The sequence below is a fragment of the Anaerospora sp. genome, from assembly GCF_032013335.1.
Lineage (GTDB): Bacteria > Bacillota > Negativicutes > Sporomusales > DSM-15969 > Anaerospora.
In genome coordinates, this window is sequence record NZ_DALZUO010000043.1 from 1 (window position 1) to 21,797 (window position 21,797).

Consider the following 21,797-nt stretch of genomic DNA (forward strand, 5'->3'; position numbering starts at 1 on the left):
GACGACAACGCAGCAGTGCGAAAAAAGATACGCTGGCTAAGCTAAGATTTAACTTTGTCAAAACACTAACTTGCTGCTATAGATTTTCCCCTTGATCTTGGTAGCAGGAAGCTCCTCCAGCACCATCCGGCCCTTTTCCCCGTGAATTTCCACATAAGAGCAAGTATCCTGAATATCGATAATGCCGATATCAGCAGCGGTAATTCCCGATATATTAGTAATAGCCCCTAATATATCGCCAGGTCTCATTTTTGTCTTTTTACCGCCGTTAATACGGATTCGGGTAATTTCTTTATTCAGCTGATCGCTTTTAAGGAGTTTTATTTCGCTTTTTTCCATACGCCCTGCTGCAAAACTCGCTCTTCCTGCAGCAACTTCCGCTGCCGAAGGGTAATCCCGGCGGCTTATTTTGCAGTCAACATATTCTTCTAAGGCTGCTAAGAATGCAAGCTCCCGCGGTAAAGCAAACGTGACTGCCAGCCCCTGGCTGCCGGCCCGTCCGGTCCTGCCTACGCGGTGCACATACGTTTCTTTATCCAACGGGATATCAATATTAACAACCAGCCCTACATCATCAACATGAATTCCTCTTGCTGCCACATCAGTTGCAACTAAGAAACGGACCTCGCCTCGCTTAAAGCGCTCCATGGTTTGCAGGCGTTCCCGCTGCTCCAGTCCGCCATGCAGACTCTCACAGACAAACCCTGCTTTTCTTAGGCTCTCGGCTACAACATCAGCCCGATCCCGGGTGTTGCAAAAAAGAATAGCACTATCCGGGCGGACTATATAAATTAGCTTATGCAGCAGCTCCGTCTTCTCGTACTCATCGACTTCATAATAAAATTGCTCAATCTGTTGTGACACAGGCTGGGCCCTAGCTATGTCCACTCTTACAGGGTCGCGCATATATGTACTGCAGATCTCGCTAATACGCTCCGGCATAGTTGCAGAGAACAGCAGTGTAGTTCTCACCACAGGCAGCATGTTAATAATCGCTTCAACCTGATCAATAAATCCCATGTCAAGCAGCTTGTCAGCTTCATCAATAATCAAGTAGTTAATTTCTTCCAGTTTAATGTTTTTTCTCTCAATATGATCAAGCGTTCTTCCCGGTGTTCCCACAATAACGTGAACACGCTGAGCCAGTTCTCTTTTTTGTCCTTCCATAGACTGTCTGCCAAAAACAGCCGCACAACGAATTCTTTTAAATCTGCCAATATTGGAAATGTCTTGTTTTACCTGTACTGCTAATTCCCTGGTTGGCGTAAGCACCAATGCTTGCGGATTTCTCCGGTCTATTTCAATTCGTTCACAAACCGGGATGGCGAACGCAGCCGTCTTGCCGCTGCCGGTCTCAGCTTTGACAATACTATCCTTACCTTCCAGCACTAACGGTATTACCTGCTGCTGAACATCCGTCAGCTGCTGATACTCTAAGCCGCTTAATGCTTTCCTTACTTCTTCACTGAAATCATTAATGCCAATCTGTTTATCATTCATTATTGCTACCCTCATTTCGCTCCATCTTATTTTTATTAGAAAAGACTTGCTTGCACCACGTCCTTTAGGACGTCGGTGGTTACAACGTTACGTTTTTTATTATGAACGATAATGAACTTTTGAAAACTTTTGTTCATATACTGTTGACAAGAGTGTATGAAATGGCTATAATCACGTTAACAAGTTAAATATTGTATCGGTAATGACGGAAAAAAGTAATTATGTGGTTTTCATTCAGAGAGCTAGTGGTTGGTGCGAACTAGCTGAAGATGCATAATGAAGTTCCTTCCTGAACTGCGGGCTGAAGAATGAGTAGGCTTTGCCGTATATCTACGTTACAGATTTAGAGTAATCTTAGGATTAAATACAGGGTGGTACCGCGGCTTCGCCCCTCATGCGGTACCACTTTTTTATTTTTGCTAAGGTTAAATTGGGTGGTACCACGGTAACTATCGTCCCTCTTTTTAGAGGGGCGATTTTTTATTTAAATTTAGGAGGTTTTATGATGAGTATTCCATTCATTATTGTATGTATTTATATTGCGGCGTTGTTTGTGATCAGCTACTTCGCCCAGCGCCGTTCTTCAGGCAGTGCAGCCAATTATGTTCTTGCCGGACGGCAGCTTACAACCCCACTGATTACCGTATCGATTGTTGGCCTGGCAGTAGGCGGGGCCTCCACTATCGGCGTTGCCGAGCAAGCTTACAAAGTTGGGCTTTCTGCTGGCTGGTATACAACGGCCTGGGGACTGGGAGCTATTGCTATGGGTATGCTTGTAGCTAAAAAATACCGGGAGCTCAATATAACTACTATCCCCGAGCTATTAGGCCGCTATTATGATAAAAAAGGGATGATTGCCGGCGTTGCCTGTCAAATTGTGATCCAGCTTGTGGTTATGTCTTTGCAATACATCGCAGGCGGAAGTATTCTCTGTGCGTTAGTTCCTGAGGTTTTCACCTTTACTTCCGGCGTACTGACGAGTGCCGCCGTATTTATCGGCATTACCACGATTGGCGGCATGTGGTCCGCCAGCTTGTGCAATATCTTAAATGTATCTTTGAAATATATCGGTATTATTCTTGCTACAATCTTCAGTGTGCGCCATGCCGGGGGCATCGACAATATTAGCGCCCTTCTGCCTCAAAATGTGCCCTACCTTAGCTTTTTTGACGGTGTCGGCATTATCGGTATTTTCAGTTGGATTCTCGTACTGGTCACCGTTAACCTGTCACTGCAAAGCATTATCCAAATTTCACTGGGAGCCAAAGATGTGCAAACTGCGCGCCGCGGCTTCATTATCGGCGGTCTGATGATGCTGCCTATCGGTTTTGTCAGCGCCTTGCTGGGTGTCATAGCCAAAACTATGTTCCCTGATGTAAGCCCCGCCCTTGCACTGCCAATGACCATTATGTCGCTTAATCCGGTATTGGCAGGTATTACACTGGCAGCGTTATGGGCTGCCGACGTGTCTACGGCTTGCAGCCTGCTGCTCAGTTCAGCCACTCTTTTCTCACAGGATATTTACAAAAAGTTTATCAATCCTACTGTAAGCGATCAAAAGTTCCTTGCCGTTACGAAAGTCTCCGTACTTGTGTTAGGACTACTCACCTTATTATTTGCCATGACGATAAGCGGTATTATTAACACCCTCATGATCGGTCTCAGTCTTACTGCCGCATTTAGTACCATTGTCCTATTCACCCTGTTCGCACCTTCGCTCTGTAAAAAGAACTCTGCCTTCTATACCATTTTAACCGGCTTGGCTGTTCTGGTTTTGTGGCAGACCTTTCCCGCCGTCCGTATATTCCCGCATGTTATTTATCTCGAATGGATTGCCTGCCTGGGCGCCTTCCTGTTAACCTATGTTTTAGACAGCTCGCCTATAAGAACTCCCCAGACAGCAGCCAGCGAACAATAATTTACCAGCAGTCAGTCCATAAAGGGGAAACCCTTTATGGACTTGCTTTTTTTATAAGTGTGGTATAGTATAGGGATTACTGTATACCCGCCGGGAAATACTGATAACTAGAGGAGTGATCATTAATGGGAAAAATATCTGACAAAAGCAGTTATAAAAACCAAAAGAGTGCTGCTAAAAGCACGCAATTTTTTACAAACAAACAAGCTGCAAAACAAATAAAAAAGAAATAACGAACCAGGTGGAGGCTTCCACCTGGTTTTTCTTTATGCCAAATTAATTCTCAATACCTAACCGCGCCTCTACACCCTGATTATAATAGTGCTTGATTTCTCTCATTTCGGTTACCAGGTCCGCCCGTTCAATAAGTTCAGGCGATGCCCCGCGGCCAGTGAGCACCAGCTCTACCTGCTCCAGCTTGCAATTGATAATCTGTTCAATCTGTTCCCAGCTTACCAGCTCAAAAAACATTGCTACGTTGATTTCATCGAGTATCACCACATCATATTCACCGTGACTAACAGCATGCTTGGCTCTTTCAATTCCTTGAACAGCTACCGCAACATAGTCACTGGGCGGTTTGCCGGGAGGAAATACAACAATCTCACTACCCCATTTTGCCAGCTCTTCTGCTGTCATGCTGCCCTCTTTTGCTACAAAGAAGGGTTTCCCCAGCGTCTCCAATTTCAAAAGCGGCGAGATTTGCGGCAAAATATTATGCTCACTATATACTTTAGATTTCATAAACTGCAAAAACAACACCCGCTTACCGGCTCCCAATGCCCGAATAGCCAAGCCGATAGCCGCCGTCGTCTTTCCTTTTCCGTTGCCTGTATATACCTGTATGTAGCCTTTATCAGCCATCATTAACCCTCCAAAATTGATTTATTACCTTATCATCTCCGGGATGAACAAACGCAAATACTGATCCAGACATACGAGACTCCTGAGAGTAGATGCCTTGGGGTATTTATGAGTCAGCTTATAACAGATTCTGGACGGGGGAGACTCAAGCAGCGGTTGAATCATAAACTTTCCCGACATAACAAACGAACTGGCAACAGACTTTGGTACGACTGCCCATTGCCTGGCATCCTCCATGAGTGCAAAAATCAGCCCCGCCACATCAACTGCAGCACGGGAAGAACGCAGCGGATCCCACCAACGGTCATGCCATGCCTGAAAGGAGGGGCCCCAATTCCAATATATTTCATTCTCCGCACTCAATTCGGTGGGATGAATTGCTTGCAAGCCGGTGTTTTCAGGAGAAGCAAGCCGGATTAATACCGATTCGTCCAGGAAAAATGGTTCCACTGTAATATTAGGAACATCTCTCTCCATTTTTACAAAAGCAACGTCGATTTCACGGCGTTCCAGCGTATCCCATAGCTCGATGGAATGTTGAGTACGAAAAGTAAGGCGTATTGAGGGAGTATGCTTCATAAGCGCCCGGTAAAGCGGTGGAAGAACATACGTATTGAGACTATTAGAGCCGCCAATGGCCAGACCTAGCTCAGGCCCACTCGCCTGCAGCTTCTCCGTATCCCGCTTTAATGCGCTCCACCTTTCGGCAATCGCAACAAAGCTTTCGCCAAAAGGTGTCAATGCGACTCGCTGTACTCCTTTACTTCGCTCAATCAGCATCGCCCCCATCTCTGCTTCCAGCGTTTTTAACCGGTAGCTTACTGTAGCCTGCGTCAAATGCAGCAGCTCTGCTGCATTTTTCAGGTTTTGGGTTTGGACAATAGCCAAAAAAGCTTCTATTCCTGCTCCGTACATACATCCTCGCTAATAAAGAATTTTTCTATATAATATACTCAATTAATTTGTTTTACATCTGGACTTTCTATATTTAAAATTAACATGTATCTAACAGATAAGCAACATAATCTGCAACACTGGAGGTTCTACCTATATGAAGCAACCCGATTCCGGCCGCAAGCCGGTCATTCTTATTTCTTTACTGACTGCCGCCTGTCTGCTTGGCGACTCTATGCTGTATGTGGTTTTGCCCATCCACTGGCAAGAGGCCGGTCTGACCTCCCTTTGGGAAGTAGGCATTCTCCTGTCTGCCAATCGTCTTGCAAGACTGCCGCTAAATCCCCTGGTTGGCTGGCTGTACGGAAGAATGAGCAGCCGAAGTGGTATTTTATTCGCAGCGTTACTTGCTACAGCTACAACTTTCGCCTATGGTTTTGCCCAAGGCTTCCTCTTTTGGCTGCTGCTGCGCTGTATTTGGGGGCTGTCCTGGACGTTCTTACGCCTGGGTGCCTATTTTACCATTCTCGACGTTGCTACCGCCGATAACCGGGGCCATTATATGGGGCTGTATAACGGATTGTACCGGCTGGGAAGCCTGGGAGGCATGCTGCTGGGAGGTGTTCTTGCCGACCAGTACGGTATAGGCCTGGCAGCCACTTTTTTCGGCGCTCTAACCTTCCTGGCAATCCCCTTTGCCATTCGCCTAATTCCCTCTTCCCAGCATCACAGTCAATCTGAGCCGGCTGCTAATACGGCCTCTTCGCTAATGAACCCGAATATCATCTGGACTTTATTCACCGGTATGGTACTTGCCCTCATTTATCAGGGTGTCTTTACATCGACGTTAAGCTACTTAATACAGATTCATTACTCCACAACAATCGTGCTATTGGGTATCTCTGTCGGTGCAGCGTCATTATCCGGCGTGATTCAGGCCCTGCGCTGGGGCTGGGAGCCCTGGCTGGCACCCTGGTTTGGCAAACTCTCTGACGGCAAGTATGGGCGCACAACCATTTTGACAGCAACACTGCTGTTAGCCGCGATCGCCTTTGCCCTGATTCCTTTATCCCTGCCGATGGAGCTTTGGCTGATGCTCATCATGTTTATCCTGCTTACCGCCACAATCCTGACTACCGTTATTGATGCAATTGCCTGCGATGTTGCCTGCTGTTTTTCACAGAAAACATTTATGACCGCCTATTCCTTTGCCATTGACGTAGGCGCTGCCTTAGGACCCATGCTTGGCTATGCCCTCAATGATCTCTGGGGACCTTATGCAATCTATTTAGGAGTAACGGTAATGCTGACCCTGCTTGCGGCAAAGTGGCTGCTCTGGCCGTTAAACTGTACTTCCCCCGGCTAAGAATGGTACTGATCATCGTCCCACTTCCCAACCTCTACCCGGTTGCGTCCAGTGTGCTTCGCCCGGTATAACGCCTGATCGGCAGCCAGAATTAAATCCGCTTCTGTGATTTTGTGGCCCTGTGTCCCGCTTTCAACAGTGGCTGCGCCAATACTGATTGTTAAGGATATTCGTTCCCCTGTGGGATCGAATATTTTTTTTGCCCCCTGATCGCGCAGCTTCTCTGCCAGCGCATGAGCTGCAACGGCAGGTGTTTCCGGCAAAATAACAGCAAACTCTTCTCCGCCATAACGCGCAGGCAAATCGGTTGCCCGGAACAGGCTTTTCAATAGTTTGCCCATTTCCTGCAGCACACGGTCACCCACCGGATGACCATACTGGTCGTTTATTCTTTTGAAAAAATCAATATCCACCATTAAGAGGCTGAGTGGACGACCATAACGTCTGACTCTGAGCAATTCTCTTTTTAATGTATAGTCAAAGAAACGTCGATTGGCAATTCCCGTTAAATTATCGGTTAAGCCGATTTTTTGAATGCTTCCGTATAAATAATCGCGATCCAGCCCCATAGCCACCTGAGTAGCAATAGTGATCAATGTGTCCTCTGTATGAGAATACCGGTTTGCTTTCCGGTCATAGTCCCACAGAAATACAATTACCCCCTGCAGCGTCTGCCGGAAAAACAATGGCAAAACACTTACCGTTTTTCCTGATGCCAGCGTCAGCGGTACCAGCACAGGCTGCAAAAGCTTGGCAAAGTGTTCGTTATCCGATGAATCCTGCCGCAAGCCTGCCAGCTGTCCTTTAGCAAACAACGCCTCCAGACGCCCAATATCCTGAGGTGCAAAATCCTGGGAATGAACGGACCGAACAAGAGGAGGATTCAAGTGACGCTGGACTACAAAAGCAGCAAAAGCATCTGCCCATAAAAAATCATTCAGCATTTTGCCAACTTTGGCAAGCAGCATGGTTGGCGAAGGCTGGTCGGTGACTACCCGTACCACTTCATGAAGCAATGCCAATTCATCCGATTTCCTTGCAGAATCCTCATTCAACCGGTCTATTTTGACAGCAATAGCCGACTGCTCTGCATAAAACCTAGCCAATTTCTTGTGGTTCTCAGAAAACCCGGCCTGACGTTTACTGAATATCTCAAACGTTCCCGCAAGCTTTCCTTCAATGATAATCGGCACACCGATCATTGCCTTCAAACCGGCCCGCGCAACTTCCGGGCGCAGCCGGGGCAGGAACTCATCTATGTCATCGAGACATATCATTTGTCCCTCAGCATACTTTTTCCCCATAAATTTATTCTCTAACGAAGTCTCTATGGGCTGAAAGCTGCTCTTGTAAGCGACAACCCAGAACAACTGCGGCTGCCCTTCCAATAAGCTCAGAAAAACGTGCTCAGAGCCAATTGCCTGTGCTGCATCATTCACAACTTGTTCTAGAAATCCTGTCAGTTTGCCGCCGCCAGTTATGGCTCTGCTAATATCCGCCATCTTATCTTTCTCCGCCTGCCATTGCTGCTCTACCAGGCGGATCTGGGACTGCTGCTTGTCCAGCGAAGCTTGCCGCAGCCGTTGAAGACGAGCAAAGGCCCGGACCGGAAACTGCACCAGCTTTTCCAGCATACTTACAAAAAGCACGATTCCTGCAATACTTTGATAAATGAATGCAATAAAACTGATCGCGGCCGTCTGGGCAGCAGCGCTTGAAGCCATAACTGCAATAACACTGCTGCAGCTGCAAATCAGCAGCACTCGCAGGCCATTTTTACGAATACTGCTAACCTGTTTACGACTTGTCAGCTGCAGCAATAGCACTGTCAAAAGAATGGCAACTCCCGCAAACAGCCAAATGAGGTCCCCATACGCCGAACCGAATAAAACACAAAAGCCGATTATTAAAAGAAACATTCCGGTAAGCACTGCACCCAGAATCCGCTTTCTACTCCTAATCAGAGCAGCTGCTAACGCACCGAAAGCCAACAGGTGAAAAGACACCCGGAGTAGACTGGTAGTACCGGCAATTGCACTGCCCGCCATCATAGCGGCTGCTAGCCCCAGCAGTACAACCCCCTTGTCTTTTTTCCAGTCATAAGCAGCGACTGCAAACAAACAATTTATTGCATGAATCGCAATAACAAAGGCACGTAAGGTAAAAAGCCAAGTATCCCCTGCTTCACCTGCCTCCATAACGCCATACCGCATTCCCACATCATCAGTAGGGTATAAATAAATAACTAGCGGAGCCAATAGTACTATAAACATTCCGTATAACTGCACATTGGAACGGCTTTTCAGAAAAAAAGCCAGCCTTCCTTTAGCCATGAATATAAGTCCCCCCGCCGCAAGTTACCTGCTGTCTGCTCAAACTCTGACTACTTCCGTTATCGTTAACTCCCGTTCTATTTCCAAATCAATAAACTGACCGTCCCTGGTCTGCACAACCGGCCTTTGAGAAATAAAGCGGCCAAGATAAATTACAGCAGCTTCCCGTCCGTCACTAAGGCGCACAATGTTACCAATAAACTGGTCCCGGATATTCGTAAGAAATACACTGGCAACTGAGGCATCCAGCCTTTCAAAGGCTTCCCGGATCAGAGCCTCTACTGCCGCAAAAGGAGTCAAATAATTCTCTTCTATATCCTTATTTGTCAGTAATTCATATCGATCCGCTACGGCAATGACCCGTGCAAACAGATGAATCTTATCCCCCGTAAGCTGCAGGGGATAGCCGCTTCCGTCTGTCCCTTCGTGATGCTGCAGCACTCCGGCAAGAACATGAAAGGGCAATTGATAAGCTGTACGTTTGAGTAATTGGTAGCCCTCTATGGTATGCTTATGCATTAAATCTGCTTCATAGGGAGTTAATTGGGCTGTTTTTTTGTTCAGAATCTCCTCAGCGATCTGTGTTTTCCCCACATCATGGAGCAGCGCCGATAGGATTAAATCTTGCAGCAGCTTAGTGGAAAAGCCCAGCCATCGCCCTAAGACCCCGGCAATAATCGCTACATTTAAAGAATGTCTTGCCGTATGATTGTCCATTCCCTGCAGCATGTGCAGCAAGTTAATTGCTCCGGGCATATGTGACAAATCCGTAATAGAAGTATTGGCAAGCTCGCGCACTTTAATCAACGGAACTACTTTTAAATAGCGAATTTGCTCAAAAGCAGTCTGCACATCCTGCACAACATCCTTATAGGCAGAATAAAACTGTTCCTGCAGAGCACTGTTAGTCGGCTGTCCAAAAGCTGCCACAGGCAAGCTAGACTCTTGCGGCAGAGGATTTCCTTCATCACCGAAAATATCCACTACGAATATATTCCAGTTCTCCAGGCGGTCAATTAATTTTTCGGTTAATACAGTCCCCTCTGCCAATACCACTCGTTTGAGGTGGTCAATAGCAGGTTTGGCCAGGACCATTCCAGGCTCCACATCCTGAATACGATATCTTCTGATTACCATGGAAGGATTCACCCTCATCCCATATGCAAGTGCTCTTTGTGGTCTTTTCGGATACTCCCCACGGCAAAACCCTGCTATCTTACTTTTCCCCATCTATAAGGTTAATAGCCCGGAAAACATTCTCCCAAGGCTACATATATACCAATTTCATTATTTATATTCTATAAGCTTTCGCCGTCAAATTAGTAACTCCTTGTATCAAATCATGTACCAAATCATTTCATTATTGTCTACCCCAGAATAAAGCAAAGACCCGCTTACCCTCGGAAGCAGGCCCTGTAAATCAATATGTTAAGGATGCAGCGCTGTAATTTTTCCTACTCTATAGCAAGGTACTGTAGAGCTGCTATCCGTGCTCAAACAATATTCTACATCTTTTTCTAAGCCTAAGCTATAGAGACGTTTACCATTGCGGCTTTCACTGAGTATTGACAATATAGCCTCTTGAGCACCGTGATACATTGCTTGCACGCCCCGCGCAGCATCAGTAAGCTCATATTGCTTATCTTTCGTAAGCAGCTTAACCAGTAAGCCTGCGCAAAAAGCATCCTCTAAGGAAAAAAGCCCATCAGTCCCGGCGCAGACAAGTAATATGTCTTTGTTTTGCTGCTGAGCAGCCCGGCAGACTGCGCCAGCATTAATAAAGGAGCCTAATAAGGTTAAATAAGCATTTTCAGTCGATTTGATTGCTATAGTACCATTCGTTGTAGTCATAATAATCGTTTTGCCTTGCACTTGCTCTGCAGCGAATTCAAACGGAGAATTGCCAAAATTAAAGCCGTCTATTTTTATCGACTGCCGCTCTCCTGCAAATAAAGGCCCCTCTATCTGTCCTGCTGCACGATAAGCCTCATCAACACTCGCTACCGGAATGAGCATCGCACATCCATTATCAATAGCCGTGATGATGCTCGTCGTTGCCCGGAACACATCCATTACGATACATACGGTATCCGACAGATCTGTTTCACGACCATCATTAGGTAAAAGCCTAACATCCAAATGCATTATCAGTTTACCTCCTAGCTCTTTAGACTGCCCATCTTATCAACATTCACCTGTAATTCACATCATCGGCCATAAGACAAAAATACTTACTGTCCATAAAGCATGAGAAACGATGCACGCAACAATACTTCCCGTTTTCCAGTATAACAATCCCCAGAACAAACCGGCAATCCACGCTGCCATAGTAAGCATGAAGTTACCCGATAAAATATGCACAGCTCCATAAATTGCTGCAGCTGCAAGCCATCCCTGCAGTTTCCCAAACTTATTCATTGCCCAGCGCTGCAAGAAGCCCCGCCAAAATAACTCTTCTCCCGGGCTGGTGATAAATAGCAGCACCAAGGATATGCTCAAGGTTTCGCCTTCGTGGCGAATATTATAAATAGAGGTTATTTCCGGTCTGGCAAAATGAAAGATTTGTTGTGAAAAATAATTTCCCACAGCATAAATTCCATACAATATGCCGGCAGAAACAATACCGATCAGTATATTCCTGGCATTAATTTCTCGTTTATCCAATATAAATCCGGAGAATTGAATGGCTAAAGCGGTGAGAACAGCTGCTGCAATACTCATAGAAAGCCAAAAATTCAGCAGCTTAACGGTAAAAGTCAAATACCAGAACACAAATGCAAGAAGAATTGTTATGTACGCCGACCGGTCTGTTGGAACTCTAATCACTAAAGCCACCACCTGTTAACGTATGGCGCCACCAGAAGTCCTGTTATCAACAGCAGACCAAATTGAAAGTGGAGCCCCGCTGAATCTGCCTCGAGTCTGCCAAGCTGCTCATAGGCGCCCTTACTTGCTGCATGAGCCCGTCTAAGAACAGCAACTACCATGGGCACAAGCAATAAAGGCAAAATTGCCGTCCACGGTAACATATCCTGCCAGACAAGAACGATAAGGCACACATATGCTGCGGCATACAAGAAATCATAAAAAATCACGCTCTTTGCAAACCCCAAACTCAATGCTACCGTTTTAATACCCGCTTTTCGGTCTTCTATGATATCCCGAATATCATTGGCATGAAGAATGCCGGTTACCAGAAAACCAACCGGCATGGCTGCAACTACCGGTATCATATTAAACTTTCCCGTTTGAATAAAATAAGCTGGCCAGGTCATTAGAGGACCCATGAGAAAAAAAACAAAGAGCGGCCCCAATCCCTGATACTTATACGGAGATGCCCCGGCTGTATAACAATAGCCGCCAATCAATCCGAGAACACCCACTGCCAGCACTTCCGGCCCACGCAGATAAGCAAGCAGCAACCCCGCTAATCCGGCTAATGAAAACGCAATGAATCCGGCCCTCTTCATACCGTCAGGCGTTAACATTCCTGTAACAAGCTGAGGGCACGTTCTTGCCGATTCAACGGTGTCAACACCCGCCATATAATCACCATACGTGTTAATTAAGTTGGTTCCTGCCTGCATGCATATCCCGCCGAAAAGAGTCAAAAGAAAAAGACCCATATCGAAATTTCCTTCCGACCACGCAAGGGCTGTGCCAAGTGCAATAGGAATGAAAGCCGCTGTAAAAGACCACGGTCTCATTGCTATAAACCATATTTTAAACATATTATTCCTCCATCACGCTCTTTTGCAGGCTATATCCCCCTAAAGAACAGCTTACCTAAACTAACTATATCGCATCCACGAACAACAATCAAAAGAAAAAGGCCTTTTACATTACTGCTCCAATGTTGCCCCACTCCTGCGGCCATTGATATCAATTAAGACACTCGCCCCAAGGATAAGCAGCATGCAGCCCGTAAATAAAAATACTGCTTTGATTCCGATCCAGGAGCTTATTACACCGCCAACAAGTGGGCCTGTCATCGATCCCAGCTGATTTGCCATTGTCGTAAGCCCAAAAATGCGCCCCCTGCAGTCTTCGCCCACACAAGATACGGCGATTGTATTAATAGACGGATATGCCCCTACAATGAATAAGCCATAGAGGAATTGCAGCACACTGAACCAGTAGATATCTCCGGCAAAAAATTGTCCCAGATTGAACAATCCCGCTCCCACAAAAGCCATGACCATTATTTTGCGAAAGCTGCTGCGCTGCCCTGCCCGTCCCCATAAAGGAGCAGCAATCGCACCGGCTATCCCTGCGAGGCTAAATACAAGACCCGCCGTTAGCACGATTCCCTCCGTCTGTCCCTGCAGTTGAGCAATATACAAGGTAATCAGGGGCTGCAACACCATACTTACAGCCTGCACGAAAAAAAGCAGCAGCAGCATTTCAATCAGATCACGATTGGCTGCCGCCATTTTAAAATCGTCAAATATACTGCTCTCACTGGGAGTAAAGTGTCTTTCCGGTTCAGTAACAAGTATTTTTACTCCTAATGTACCGATGGCGATTATTGCGGCTGCAATTACAAAAGATGCTCTCATCCCAAAAAAGTGAGACAGCGTTCCGCCTAGCAGCGGCCCCAGTATCCCGCCAATCAGCACCCCCGTCTGCATGAAGCCCAGACTAAACCCCATATTCTCTGCCGGACAGGTGGAAGCAACAATTGCCATTGCCGCTGGAAGAAATCCATTTGCAAAGCCTTGTAGAATCCTGACTATCAGTAGCTCAAGTGGATTTTGCACGAATGCTCCAAGAAAGTAGACAATTGCCAGACTAAAACCCGCCCGGATTACCATCCGGCGTTTACCGCCTTTATCCGCTGACCGTCCCCAGAAAGGCGCCATAACGGCAGCGACCAGAAATGTAGAGGAAAAAATGACTCCAGACCACAGCGGCACAGCATCTCCCTGTACTCCCAAATCCATCAGATACAGCGGTAAAAACGGAACAACCATTGTATAGCTTGAGGACGACAGCACTACCGCGACTGCCAGCGTCCATAAATTTCTGCGCCAGTTCAAAAAAAAACGCTCCCTTTCAAATAACCGGTATACTACCACGTTCGACTTTTACTTCGTCATCCCTCCCTAAATACTACAAGCCAAACATCTGAACTTTGCATTTGCTAACTACACAAAAAAGACCGCCGCCAGTAAAAAACCTGGCAGCGGTCCTTTTAAAGCTAACCTTGTTTAACCTTTTTGAGAGAAATCATTCTCTTTTGGCGCCATGGCACTATTTTTACGACTATAAGTGAAGTAAACGATCATCCCAATTACATACCAGGCCGCAAAAAACTCCATTGTTTCACGCGGCAGATTCGCTATTAAATAGCCGCACAACAACACAGCCATCGGCACAACAATCTTCACGGCAGGGCAGCGAAATGGTCTTTCAGCATCCGGCTGAGTCTTGCGCAGCACCCCTACACCAACAGCAACCAAAATGAAAGCAAAAAGTGTTCCCATGTTGCAAAGCTCGGCAATGATATTGATCGGCAATAAACCGCTCAGCACGCTTACCACGCCGCCGGCAACCAAAGTAATAATGTGAGGTGTACCATACTTAGGATGGATCTTCACCAGACTTTGCGGAATCATTCCATCCCGGGCCATCGCCAAAAATATGCGGGTCTGACCATACATGAAAACCAGCAATACAGTAGTGATACCGCAAATAGCACCTATTGCCACCAAAGCACTGCCAAAATTCATCCCAATAGCCCGAAGTGCGTAAGCTACCGGTTCACTGTTATTAAGCGAAGAATACGGCACAACTCCTGTCAGTACGGCCGCAACGGCTATATATAATATCGTACAGACGATCAGTGAGCCGACAATGCCAACCGGAATATCCCTGTTAGGATTTTTACACTCTTCCACTGCGGTGGACACGGTATCAAACCCAATATAGGCAAAGAAAACAATCGCTGCACCGGCAGATACACCACTCCAGCCGAATGGCAGGAAAGGATGCCAGTTCAACGGTTCAATATGCGGAGTGGCCAGAAATAAGAAGATAGCAATGCAAGCCAGCTTAATAGCAACCAGGATCTTATTCAAATTAGCGCTTTCTCTTGTTCCCAGCATGAGTAAATAGGAAAGGAATGCAGTAATTAAGACAGCAGGAACATTTAAAATGCCTCCATCAGCCGGTACGGCGGTCCAAGCTTGAGGTAACACGATCCCCATCGATTTCAGTAACCCAACCATATAACCTGACCAACCGGCTGCGACCGCTGCTGAACCGATCGTATACTCGCAAATTAATGCCCATCCTACAGCAAAAGCAACAATTTCCCCCATGGAAACATAGGTAAAGGTATAAGCGCTGCCGGTTACCGGCACCATAGATGAAAGCTCAGAGTAAGCTAAAGCGGCAAAAGCGCAGGCTAAACCGGATAACACAAAGGAAAGCATGATACCAGGCCCTGCATATTTCGCTGCAGCCACACCGGTAAGTACAAAAATACCCGTGCCAATGATGCATCCGATACCGAGTAGAACAAGATCTGTGGCACCTAATGTTTTTCTCAGCCCCGCGCCCCCCTGCGTTCCCCTTACAAGATCGGCAATACTTTTTTTGCGAAACAGACTCATTCCTTTCCCCCCTCAAAAATAATTAGAAAATTCAGTAATTATTAACTATTCTCCCGCCCGTGCCCACAATAAGCACGAGCAGGAGACAGTACCAATTTTATGGCAGCATTGTCTTTTTCACCTTGCCGATTAAAGCAATTCGCTCTTCAGCAAGGAGATCCGCTGCTTTATAGGTTGGAATATTTTCCCGTTTGGCGATAGCAATAACCTTTTCAATCGTATGATAAATACCGTCTACTTTCCGTAAAGCACGCTCCCGGTTATACCCGCCTTCCTGCAATTCATCAGCTACATTGATAACGCCGCCGGCATTGATGATAAAGTCAGGAGCATACAAGATTCCTCTCGTCTGAAGAATATCGCCATGCCGCGTTTCTTTCAGCTGATTATTAGCAGCCCCGGCAATAACCCGGCATTTTAATAAAGGCAGTGTTTCATCATTGATCACAGCCCCAAGTGCACAAGGCGCAAATATGTCACAAGGAACGCCATATATTTGGTGGGGAGCTACCGCTTCCGCGCCAAAATCATTAACAACAGCGCGGATATTCTCTTCGCTGATATCGGTCACAATGAGATTAGCCCCTTCATCGTGAAGATGCTTGCAAAGCGTGTATCCTACATGGCCCAGTCCCTGGACAGCCACTATTTTGCCCCGCAGCGAATCACTTCCCCAGACCTCGGCAGCACAAGCTTTAATCCCTTTCCAGGTTCCGTAAGCTGTAACAGGCGAAGGATCAGCAGTCCCACGGCCAGTTACGTGAGGGGTTTCCAGCCGGATATATTCCATATCCTCTACAGCAGTTCCCACATCTTCTGCAGTAATATACCGCCCGTTCAGACTCTGTACAAAACGGCCGAATGCCCGGAACAGCGCTTCGCTCTTATCTGTCTTGGAGTTAGCGATAATAACGGCTTTTCCGCCGCCAATATTTAAGCCTGCTGCCGCATTTTTATAGCTCATTCCTCTTGCCAGACGCACTACGTCCGTAATTGCATCATCTTCACATTCATAGTGCCACATGCGGGTCCCCCCCAGGGCCGGTCCAAGAGTGGTGTCATGAATACAAATAATTGCTTTCAGACCTGAGGCCGGGTCATGACAAAATACCAGCTGTTCATACCCATGCTGTTCCATCTTTTTAAAAATTTCCATACAAGTCCCCTCCTAAAAGTAAAAAATTGGATTTACTAATTCTAATCGCAAGAAATATGCCAAACGAAAAAGGAACCACAAAGCGAGTGGAATCATCTGATATAAAAAGAATCACTGCAATTTTTTGCATAAATCGCAAAAAATTGCAGTGATTCTTTTTGCACTCAGACTTTAGCCTGCGCTGCCTGTAATTCCGTACTTCTCCAGCTTATAATAGAGAGTTCTTAACGAAATGTTAAGACTACTGGCAGTTTCAGTCCGGTTACCGCCACGCTCCGCCAGCGTAGCCGTAATTGCACTCCGTTCAGCTTCCTCGACCGTTTGAGCCAGCGTCCGGCAAGCCATTGCTGTATCTGGTAAAGCTGATTTCTCTCTTGTTGCAACCGCCGACAGCGGCGGCAAATGGGTAGTCAAAATGGTATATTCGTTAAAACGCATATTGATTAATGTCCTGCCCAGGACATTTTCCAGTTCACGAACATTGCCTGGCCAATCATGAGCGGCCAGTACGGCTGCAGCCTCTTCCTCTATCGACTGCACGCTGCGTCCGTATTCCCGGTTAAGCCGGGTCAGCAAATGCCGGATAAGCTGCGGCAGGTCACCGGTTCGCTGCCTGAGCGGCGGAATACTGATTGGGAAAACATTAATACGATAATAGAGATCTTTACGGAAATCGCCCTTTTCCACTGCTTTTTCCAGATTTTGATTCGTAGCGGCAATGATGCGCACATCAAGCTCTAATGCACGAACTCCGCCCACCCGGATGATCTCCCGTTCTTGCAGCACTCGCAGCAATTTCACCTGAATAGAAGGCATGATCTCGCCAATCTCATCAAGAAACAGTGTGCCGCCGTCCGCCTCTTCAAACAAACCCTTCTTGCCATTCTTGAGCGCACCGCTGAAAGCTCCAGGCTCATAGCCGAACAATTCACTTTCGAGTAAAGTTTCCGGAATGGCTGCACAATTGACGCGGACAAAGCGACGTGCTTTACGCTGACTGCCGCTGTGAATGGCATGGGCGAACAACTCCTTCCCCGTACCGCTCTCGCCTGTCAGCAAGACAGTTGCAGGAGTAACCGCTGCCCGGCGGGCATTTTCCACTGCCGCCTTCATCGCAGCTCCCCGGGCTACAATATCCTCGAATGTATACCGTGACTGGCGCTGATCGGGAAGATATCTTCCCTCCTGTATTTCATGCACCACTGCGACACTTCCCCGCAGCCGCCCATCAACAATCAGCGGCGCGGCGCTCACCATAACCTCCCGGCTGGCAGGCCCCACCTTCAAGGGAACACCCCACACCGCTTCCATGGATTGCATGGCACTTAAGTGCACACTCTCTCCCTGACGGATGTCTATTGTGGGTGGCTTCCCTAAAACTTCTTCCTGACGCATGCCAATAAGCCGCGTATAGGCAGGATTGACTAATATGATTTTGCCTTGATCATCTACGACTGAGATGACGTCCTGTGTAGTATTAATAATTGCTTCGAGCAGTTTTTTCATTTCCTTAACGCACGTTATCTCTTCAGCCAACTGGCGCATTTCTGTCATATCCCGAAATACCGCTACGGCACCTACGATGCGGTTCGCTGCATCCCATACCGGCATCCGGCTGGTAAGAATACTGGCACTGCCTGTTTCCTGGCGCTGATTCAGCTCAGGCTTCCCAGTCTCCAGTACACAATGCAGCCGCGATCCGGGGATTTTTTCTTTGGCATATTCACCATATGCCTCCTGCGCAGTTATTCCCAACAACCGCTCTGCCGCAGTATTAATGAGTACAATGATCCCCTGCTGATTGACTGCAACAACGGCATCATGGGTTGAATTGAGAATATCCTGCATTTCCCGGCTACTGATACTCCACTCGTTTCTAGTGATTAATTTTCGTACTTTCGCCACACACAACCCTCCCAAGCACTCCATTATCCATAAAATTCCATTCACTCAACACATTCTTCTTGTTTCCATGAAATTCCTCTCCTGGTAATGGACACAAATAAAAAATTCGCAGATGTTACCATCCGCGAATTCTACCTTGCTATTGTTTTACCGTTTCTTTATAAACCTGTTTACCATCTTTCATTTCCATGATGACAACCCCTCTGACAGCATCATGAGTGGAGTTTAGCGCCATATCGCCGCTTACACTCTTGAAGTTCTTAGTTGTTGACAGCGCCTCGCGAATTTTTGCGGATTCGGTACTATTGGCCCGCTTAATGGCATCAATGAGCAAATTAGCGGCATCATAGCCCATGGCAGCCATGGAATCCGGCAGCTGACCATACTCTTTTTTATAGGCTTCAATAAAAGAATTAGAAACAGGGTTTTTGTCTTCTACTGAGTAGAAATTCGTAAAGTAAGTATTATTCAGGGCCTGCGCTCCACCAAGTTCAGCCAATTTGGGTGAATCCCAGGCATCACCGCCCAGAATGGGAACAGTAATTCCCAGTTCACGGGCCTGTTTGATAATCTTGCCTACATCTTCATAATAACCGGGAATGTATAATAATTCAGGGTTTTGAGCTTTAATTGCTGTCAGGGTCGACTTAAAATCCTGGTCTTTTTGCAGATAAGCTTGTTCAGCAACAATTTGCCCCCCCTTACCGGTAAAGACATCTTCAAATACCCGTGACAATCCTTTGCTGTAATCGCTGGAGTTGTCAATCAGGATAGCTGCTGTCCGCGCTTTGAGGCTAGTAAGAGCAAAATTAGCTCCTACTGTTCCCTGGAAAGAGTCAATAAAACAAGCCCGGAAGGTATAGTCCTTTACTTTGCCGGTACGCTCGTCCACCGTTACCTTTGGATTGACAGTTGCAGCCGCCACAAAAGGAATTTTGTTATCTTCGGCAACTACCGATGCGGCAATGCCACAGGAACTAACAGTAAAACCAGTAACAGCTACAACCCGGTCCTGGGTAATAACCTTGGTCATTGCATTAGCAGACTCGGAAGGCTCGCCTTTGTTATCAGCCGTTATGATTTGCAGCTGCTTACCCAACACACCGCCGTTGGCATTGATTTCTTTAAAGGCCAGCTTAGCGCCGTTGGCTGCTGAGGTTCCATAGGATGCCGTACTTCCGGTCAGTTCGTACACCATGCCAATTTTAATATCCCCTTTGCCTGCGCTGTCCGAGCAACCTGCCACCAGACCAGCCATACAGATCAGCAAAACCAGCAAATATCCGGTCTTGGCAAATCGCTTCATCATGTGACCATCCCCCTCTAAAATAACTTGTTATCGAATAGGCCTAAAGATTTTCTTATTGGCAATTATTTTATTGCAAATTAACTGCTATGGCAAGTCCTTTTCTTTATAGCAAAAGTCTGCCACTTGTGTACTTAGTGGCAGACTTTTATATTTTTCTACTACAGCGTCCACTTCGACAGCACATCTCCAGACTGCCGGAAATAGTCGCCGTAGTCGTGAATAAGATCTTTAATATCCAGACGTACCTTATTTAAATGCAGTTGAATGGTTTTACGCCCTAAAGCAACGTCCTGCTCACGGATTGCCCTGACCAGATTTTTATGCTGCTCCAGAACGACAGCTACGTCGTGGCCACTCGCAATGTTTAGCAGACGGACCCTGTTGTAATGGGCATGCAGCTGCTGCATCATTGCCCAAATGCGGGCTTTTTTACAGCCCTCAAATATTGTCCGGTGAATATCATCATCAATCTCGTAAAACTTTGCATAATTTTTTTCCTCCAGGCACAATTCCTGCAAAGCAATATACGATTGTAACTCAAACAGCTTATCACCGGGGAACTCCTGGCAGGCCAGCTCAACGATCGCGACCTCAAGCTTTTCCCGGAGGAATTTGGATTCTTCCACACCATCCAAGTCAATGTGCGATACATAGGTTCCCTTTTGGGGAACAATCTCCAGCAAATCTTCCTGGGACAACTGAATAAACGCTTCCCGTACCGGAGTGCGGCTGACATCAAGCATTGCCGCGATATCTTTCTCCGACAAGGCATTACCGGGTGGAAAACTGAAATTCATAATGTTGGTTTTTAGAAAGCGATATACATACTCACGACTCGATTCCTGAAGTATCCGGGGAACTGTAATAACACTCATGCCTTTACCTCTTATACTCCTGAATACGCCATAAATCCGCCATCTACAGGTACAACAATCCCTGTTACAAAGCCCGACATCCGGTCATCTGCCAGCCATACCAACGTTCCCAGCAGATCTTCAGGCTGGCCAAAGCGCCGCATAGGAGTATGAGTTACAATCTTTTCTGCTCTGGCTGTATAGGAGCCATCAGGATTTGTGAGCAAGGTGCGATTTTGCTCAGTTAGGAAAAAGCCTGGTGCAATTGCATTAACCCGTATGCCTGCTTCCGCCATATGTACGGCCATCCACTGTGTAAAGTTATTAATCGCTGCCTTGGCAGCACTGTAAGCTGGCACCTTCGTCATGGGGCATGGTGCACTCATGGAAGAAATATTAATAATAGTCACGCCTTCTCTGCCTGCCATCTGTTTGGCAAAAATCTGGCTGGGGATGAAGGTTCCCATGAAGTTCAACTGAAAGACATAGTCAAAGCCTGCTACTTCCATATCAAAAAAAGTTTTTACACCTGCATCCGGACAAGTAATATCCTCTAACTGCAATGTTTCCTTGCTGGTTACGCCACGGGGATCATTTCCGCCTGCACCGTTAATCAGTATGTCACAAGGTCCCAATTTTTCCGTGACTACAGCTTGTGCTGCGATAACGCTCGCCTGATCAAGAACATTACAAGCAATGCCTAGCGCAGTTCCGCCAGCCTGATTAATTTCTTCTGCTACCTTGAGGGCTTTTTCCTCACTACGGTTAAGCACTGCTACTTTAACGCCCAAGCGCCCAAGCTCCCGCGCCATAGCCCCGCATAAAATTCCACCGCCGCCAGTCACCACTGCTACTTTTCCACGTAGATTCTCATTCATCATTCATTCCTCCATATCATAAATCCGCTTTATTTTTGCAGCTTCTCACTTGTTCGCATCCACGCTGTCTGTCTTATACTCAGATAGCTTATTTTTACATATTACCATATTAGTATGCAAGTACCAATTGCGCCATTGTTAACTATACACTGTTTTCCCCGGATTTTTGGTGAAATCCTCCATAACGAGGCTAATTTTCGTAA

Annotated in this window: 17 protein-coding genes and 1 other annotated feature; of the genes, 2 read left to right on the plus strand and 15 right to left on the minus strand. The window is 46.7% G+C overall.

The annotated features are described in order from the left end of the window. Positions 1–57: 57 nt before the first annotated feature. Positions 58–1,500, minus strand: coding sequence for a DEAD/DEAH box helicase (locus tag RTR76_RS20165; protein WP_312524358.1), 1,443 nt, complete (start codon positions 1,498–1,500; stop codon positions 58–60). A 193-nt stretch (positions 1,501–1,693) separates the two neighbouring features. Next, positions 1,694–1,963, plus strand: a binding site (T-box leader). Positions 1,964–2,005: 42 nt separating this feature from the next. On the opposite strand from RTR76_RS20165, the gene RTR76_RS20170 reads away from it, so the two are divergent. Then, a complete protein-coding gene (locus RTR76_RS20170) occupies positions 2,006–3,418 on the plus strand; it encodes a sodium:solute symporter family protein (protein ID WP_396145613.1) in 1,413 nt (470 codons plus the stop codon). Positions 3,419–3,694: 276 nt separating this feature from the next. Here the strand turns inward: RTR76_RS20170 and RTR76_RS20175 are convergent, their stop codons facing one another. Both RTR76_RS20175 and RTR76_RS20180 read right to left on the minus strand, forming a co-directional pair. After that, positions 3,695–4,285 carry a cob(I)yrinic acid a,c-diamide adenosyltransferase gene (locus RTR76_RS20175; RefSeq protein WP_312524362.1) on the minus strand — a complete coding sequence of 197 codons (591 nt, stop codon included), beginning with the start codon at positions 4,283–4,285 and terminating at the stop codon, positions 3,695–3,697. Between the two features lie 21 nt (positions 4,286–4,306). Continuing rightward, positions 4,307–5,197 (minus strand): LysR family transcriptional regulator, encoded by an 891-nt coding sequence (locus RTR76_RS20180; RefSeq protein WP_312524364.1) that lies wholly within the window; start codon positions 5,195–5,197, stop codon positions 4,307–4,309. 136 nt (positions 5,198–5,333) lie between these two features. Here RTR76_RS20180 and RTR76_RS20185 point away from each other — a divergent pair, with 136 nt between their 5' ends. Beyond that, positions 5,334–6,542 (plus strand): MFS transporter, encoded by a 1,209-nt coding sequence (locus RTR76_RS20185; RefSeq protein WP_312524365.1) that lies wholly within the window; start codon positions 5,334–5,336, stop codon positions 6,540–6,542. Here the strand turns inward: RTR76_RS20185 and RTR76_RS20190 are convergent. The 12 genes from RTR76_RS20190 to RTR76_RS20245 all read right to left on the minus strand — a co-directional run bounded on the left by RTR76_RS20190 (position 6,539) and on the right by RTR76_RS20245 (position 21,597). Next, the gene (locus tag RTR76_RS20190) at positions 6,539–8,875 is read right to left on the minus strand and encodes a sensor domain-containing diguanylate cyclase (RefSeq protein ID WP_312524367.1); all 2,337 of its coding nucleotides are present in this window, start codon (positions 8,873–8,875) and stop codon (positions 6,539–6,541) included. The two genes, RTR76_RS20185 and RTR76_RS20190, sit on opposite strands and share 4 nt — an antisense overlap. 39 nt (positions 8,876–8,914) lie before the next feature. Next, positions 8,915–10,012 carry an HD domain-containing phosphohydrolase gene (locus tag RTR76_RS20195; protein ID WP_312524369.1) on the minus strand — a complete coding sequence of 366 codons (1,098 nt, stop codon included), beginning with the start codon at positions 10,010–10,012 and terminating at the stop codon, positions 8,915–8,917. 291 nt (positions 10,013–10,303) lie between these two features. Beyond that, a complete protein-coding gene (locus RTR76_RS20200; RefSeq protein WP_312524371.1) occupies positions 10,304–11,020 on the minus strand; it encodes a 2-phosphosulfolactate phosphatase in 717 nt (238 codons plus the stop codon). Between the two features lie 57 nt (positions 11,021–11,077). Further along, positions 11,078–11,701 (minus strand): type II CAAX endopeptidase family protein, encoded by a 624-nt coding sequence (locus RTR76_RS20205; protein ID WP_312524373.1) that lies wholly within the window; start codon positions 11,699–11,701, stop codon positions 11,078–11,080. Further along, entirely contained in the window at positions 11,701–12,606 is a 906-nt protein-coding gene (gene menA, locus RTR76_RS20210; RefSeq protein ID WP_312524376.1) for a 1,4-dihydroxy-2-naphthoate octaprenyltransferase, read from the minus strand. The genes RTR76_RS20205 and menA overlap by 1 nt, the downstream gene beginning before the upstream one ends. A 111-nt stretch (positions 12,607–12,717) precedes the next feature. Continuing rightward, a complete protein-coding gene (locus tag RTR76_RS20215; protein WP_312524378.1) occupies positions 12,718–13,914 on the minus strand; it encodes an MFS transporter in 1,197 nt (398 codons plus the stop codon). Positions 13,915–14,085: 171 nt separating this feature from the next. Beyond that, positions 14,086–15,492: an amino acid permease gene (locus RTR76_RS20220; protein ID WP_312524380.1), complete on the minus strand. Its 1,407-nt coding sequence runs from the start codon at positions 15,490–15,492 to the stop codon at positions 14,086–14,088. A gap of 97 nt (positions 15,493–15,589) precedes the next feature. Further along, positions 15,590–16,648, minus strand: coding sequence for a Glu/Leu/Phe/Val dehydrogenase (locus RTR76_RS20225; RefSeq protein WP_312524382.1), 1,059 nt, complete (start codon positions 16,646–16,648; stop codon positions 15,590–15,592). Between the two features lie 171 nt (positions 16,649–16,819). After that, positions 16,820–18,553 (minus strand): sigma 54-interacting transcriptional regulator, encoded by a 1,734-nt coding sequence (locus RTR76_RS20230; protein ID WP_312524383.1) that lies wholly within the window; start codon positions 18,551–18,553, stop codon positions 16,820–16,822. A 139-nt stretch (positions 18,554–18,692) separates the two neighbouring features. Next, positions 18,693–19,862, minus strand: coding sequence for an ABC transporter substrate-binding protein (locus RTR76_RS20235; protein ID WP_312524385.1), 1,170 nt, complete (start codon positions 19,860–19,862; stop codon positions 18,693–18,695). Between the two features lie 158 nt (positions 19,863–20,020). Further along, the gene (locus RTR76_RS20240) at positions 20,021–20,737 is read right to left on the minus strand and encodes a GntR family transcriptional regulator (RefSeq protein WP_312524387.1); all 717 of its coding nucleotides are present in this window, start codon (positions 20,735–20,737) and stop codon (positions 20,021–20,023) included. 11 nt (positions 20,738–20,748) lie between these two features. Then, positions 20,749–21,597 carry an SDR family oxidoreductase gene (locus RTR76_RS20245; protein ID WP_312524388.1) on the minus strand — a complete coding sequence of 283 codons (849 nt, stop codon included), beginning with the start codon at positions 21,595–21,597 and terminating at the stop codon, positions 20,749–20,751. Positions 21,598–21,797: the final 200 nt, after the last annotated feature.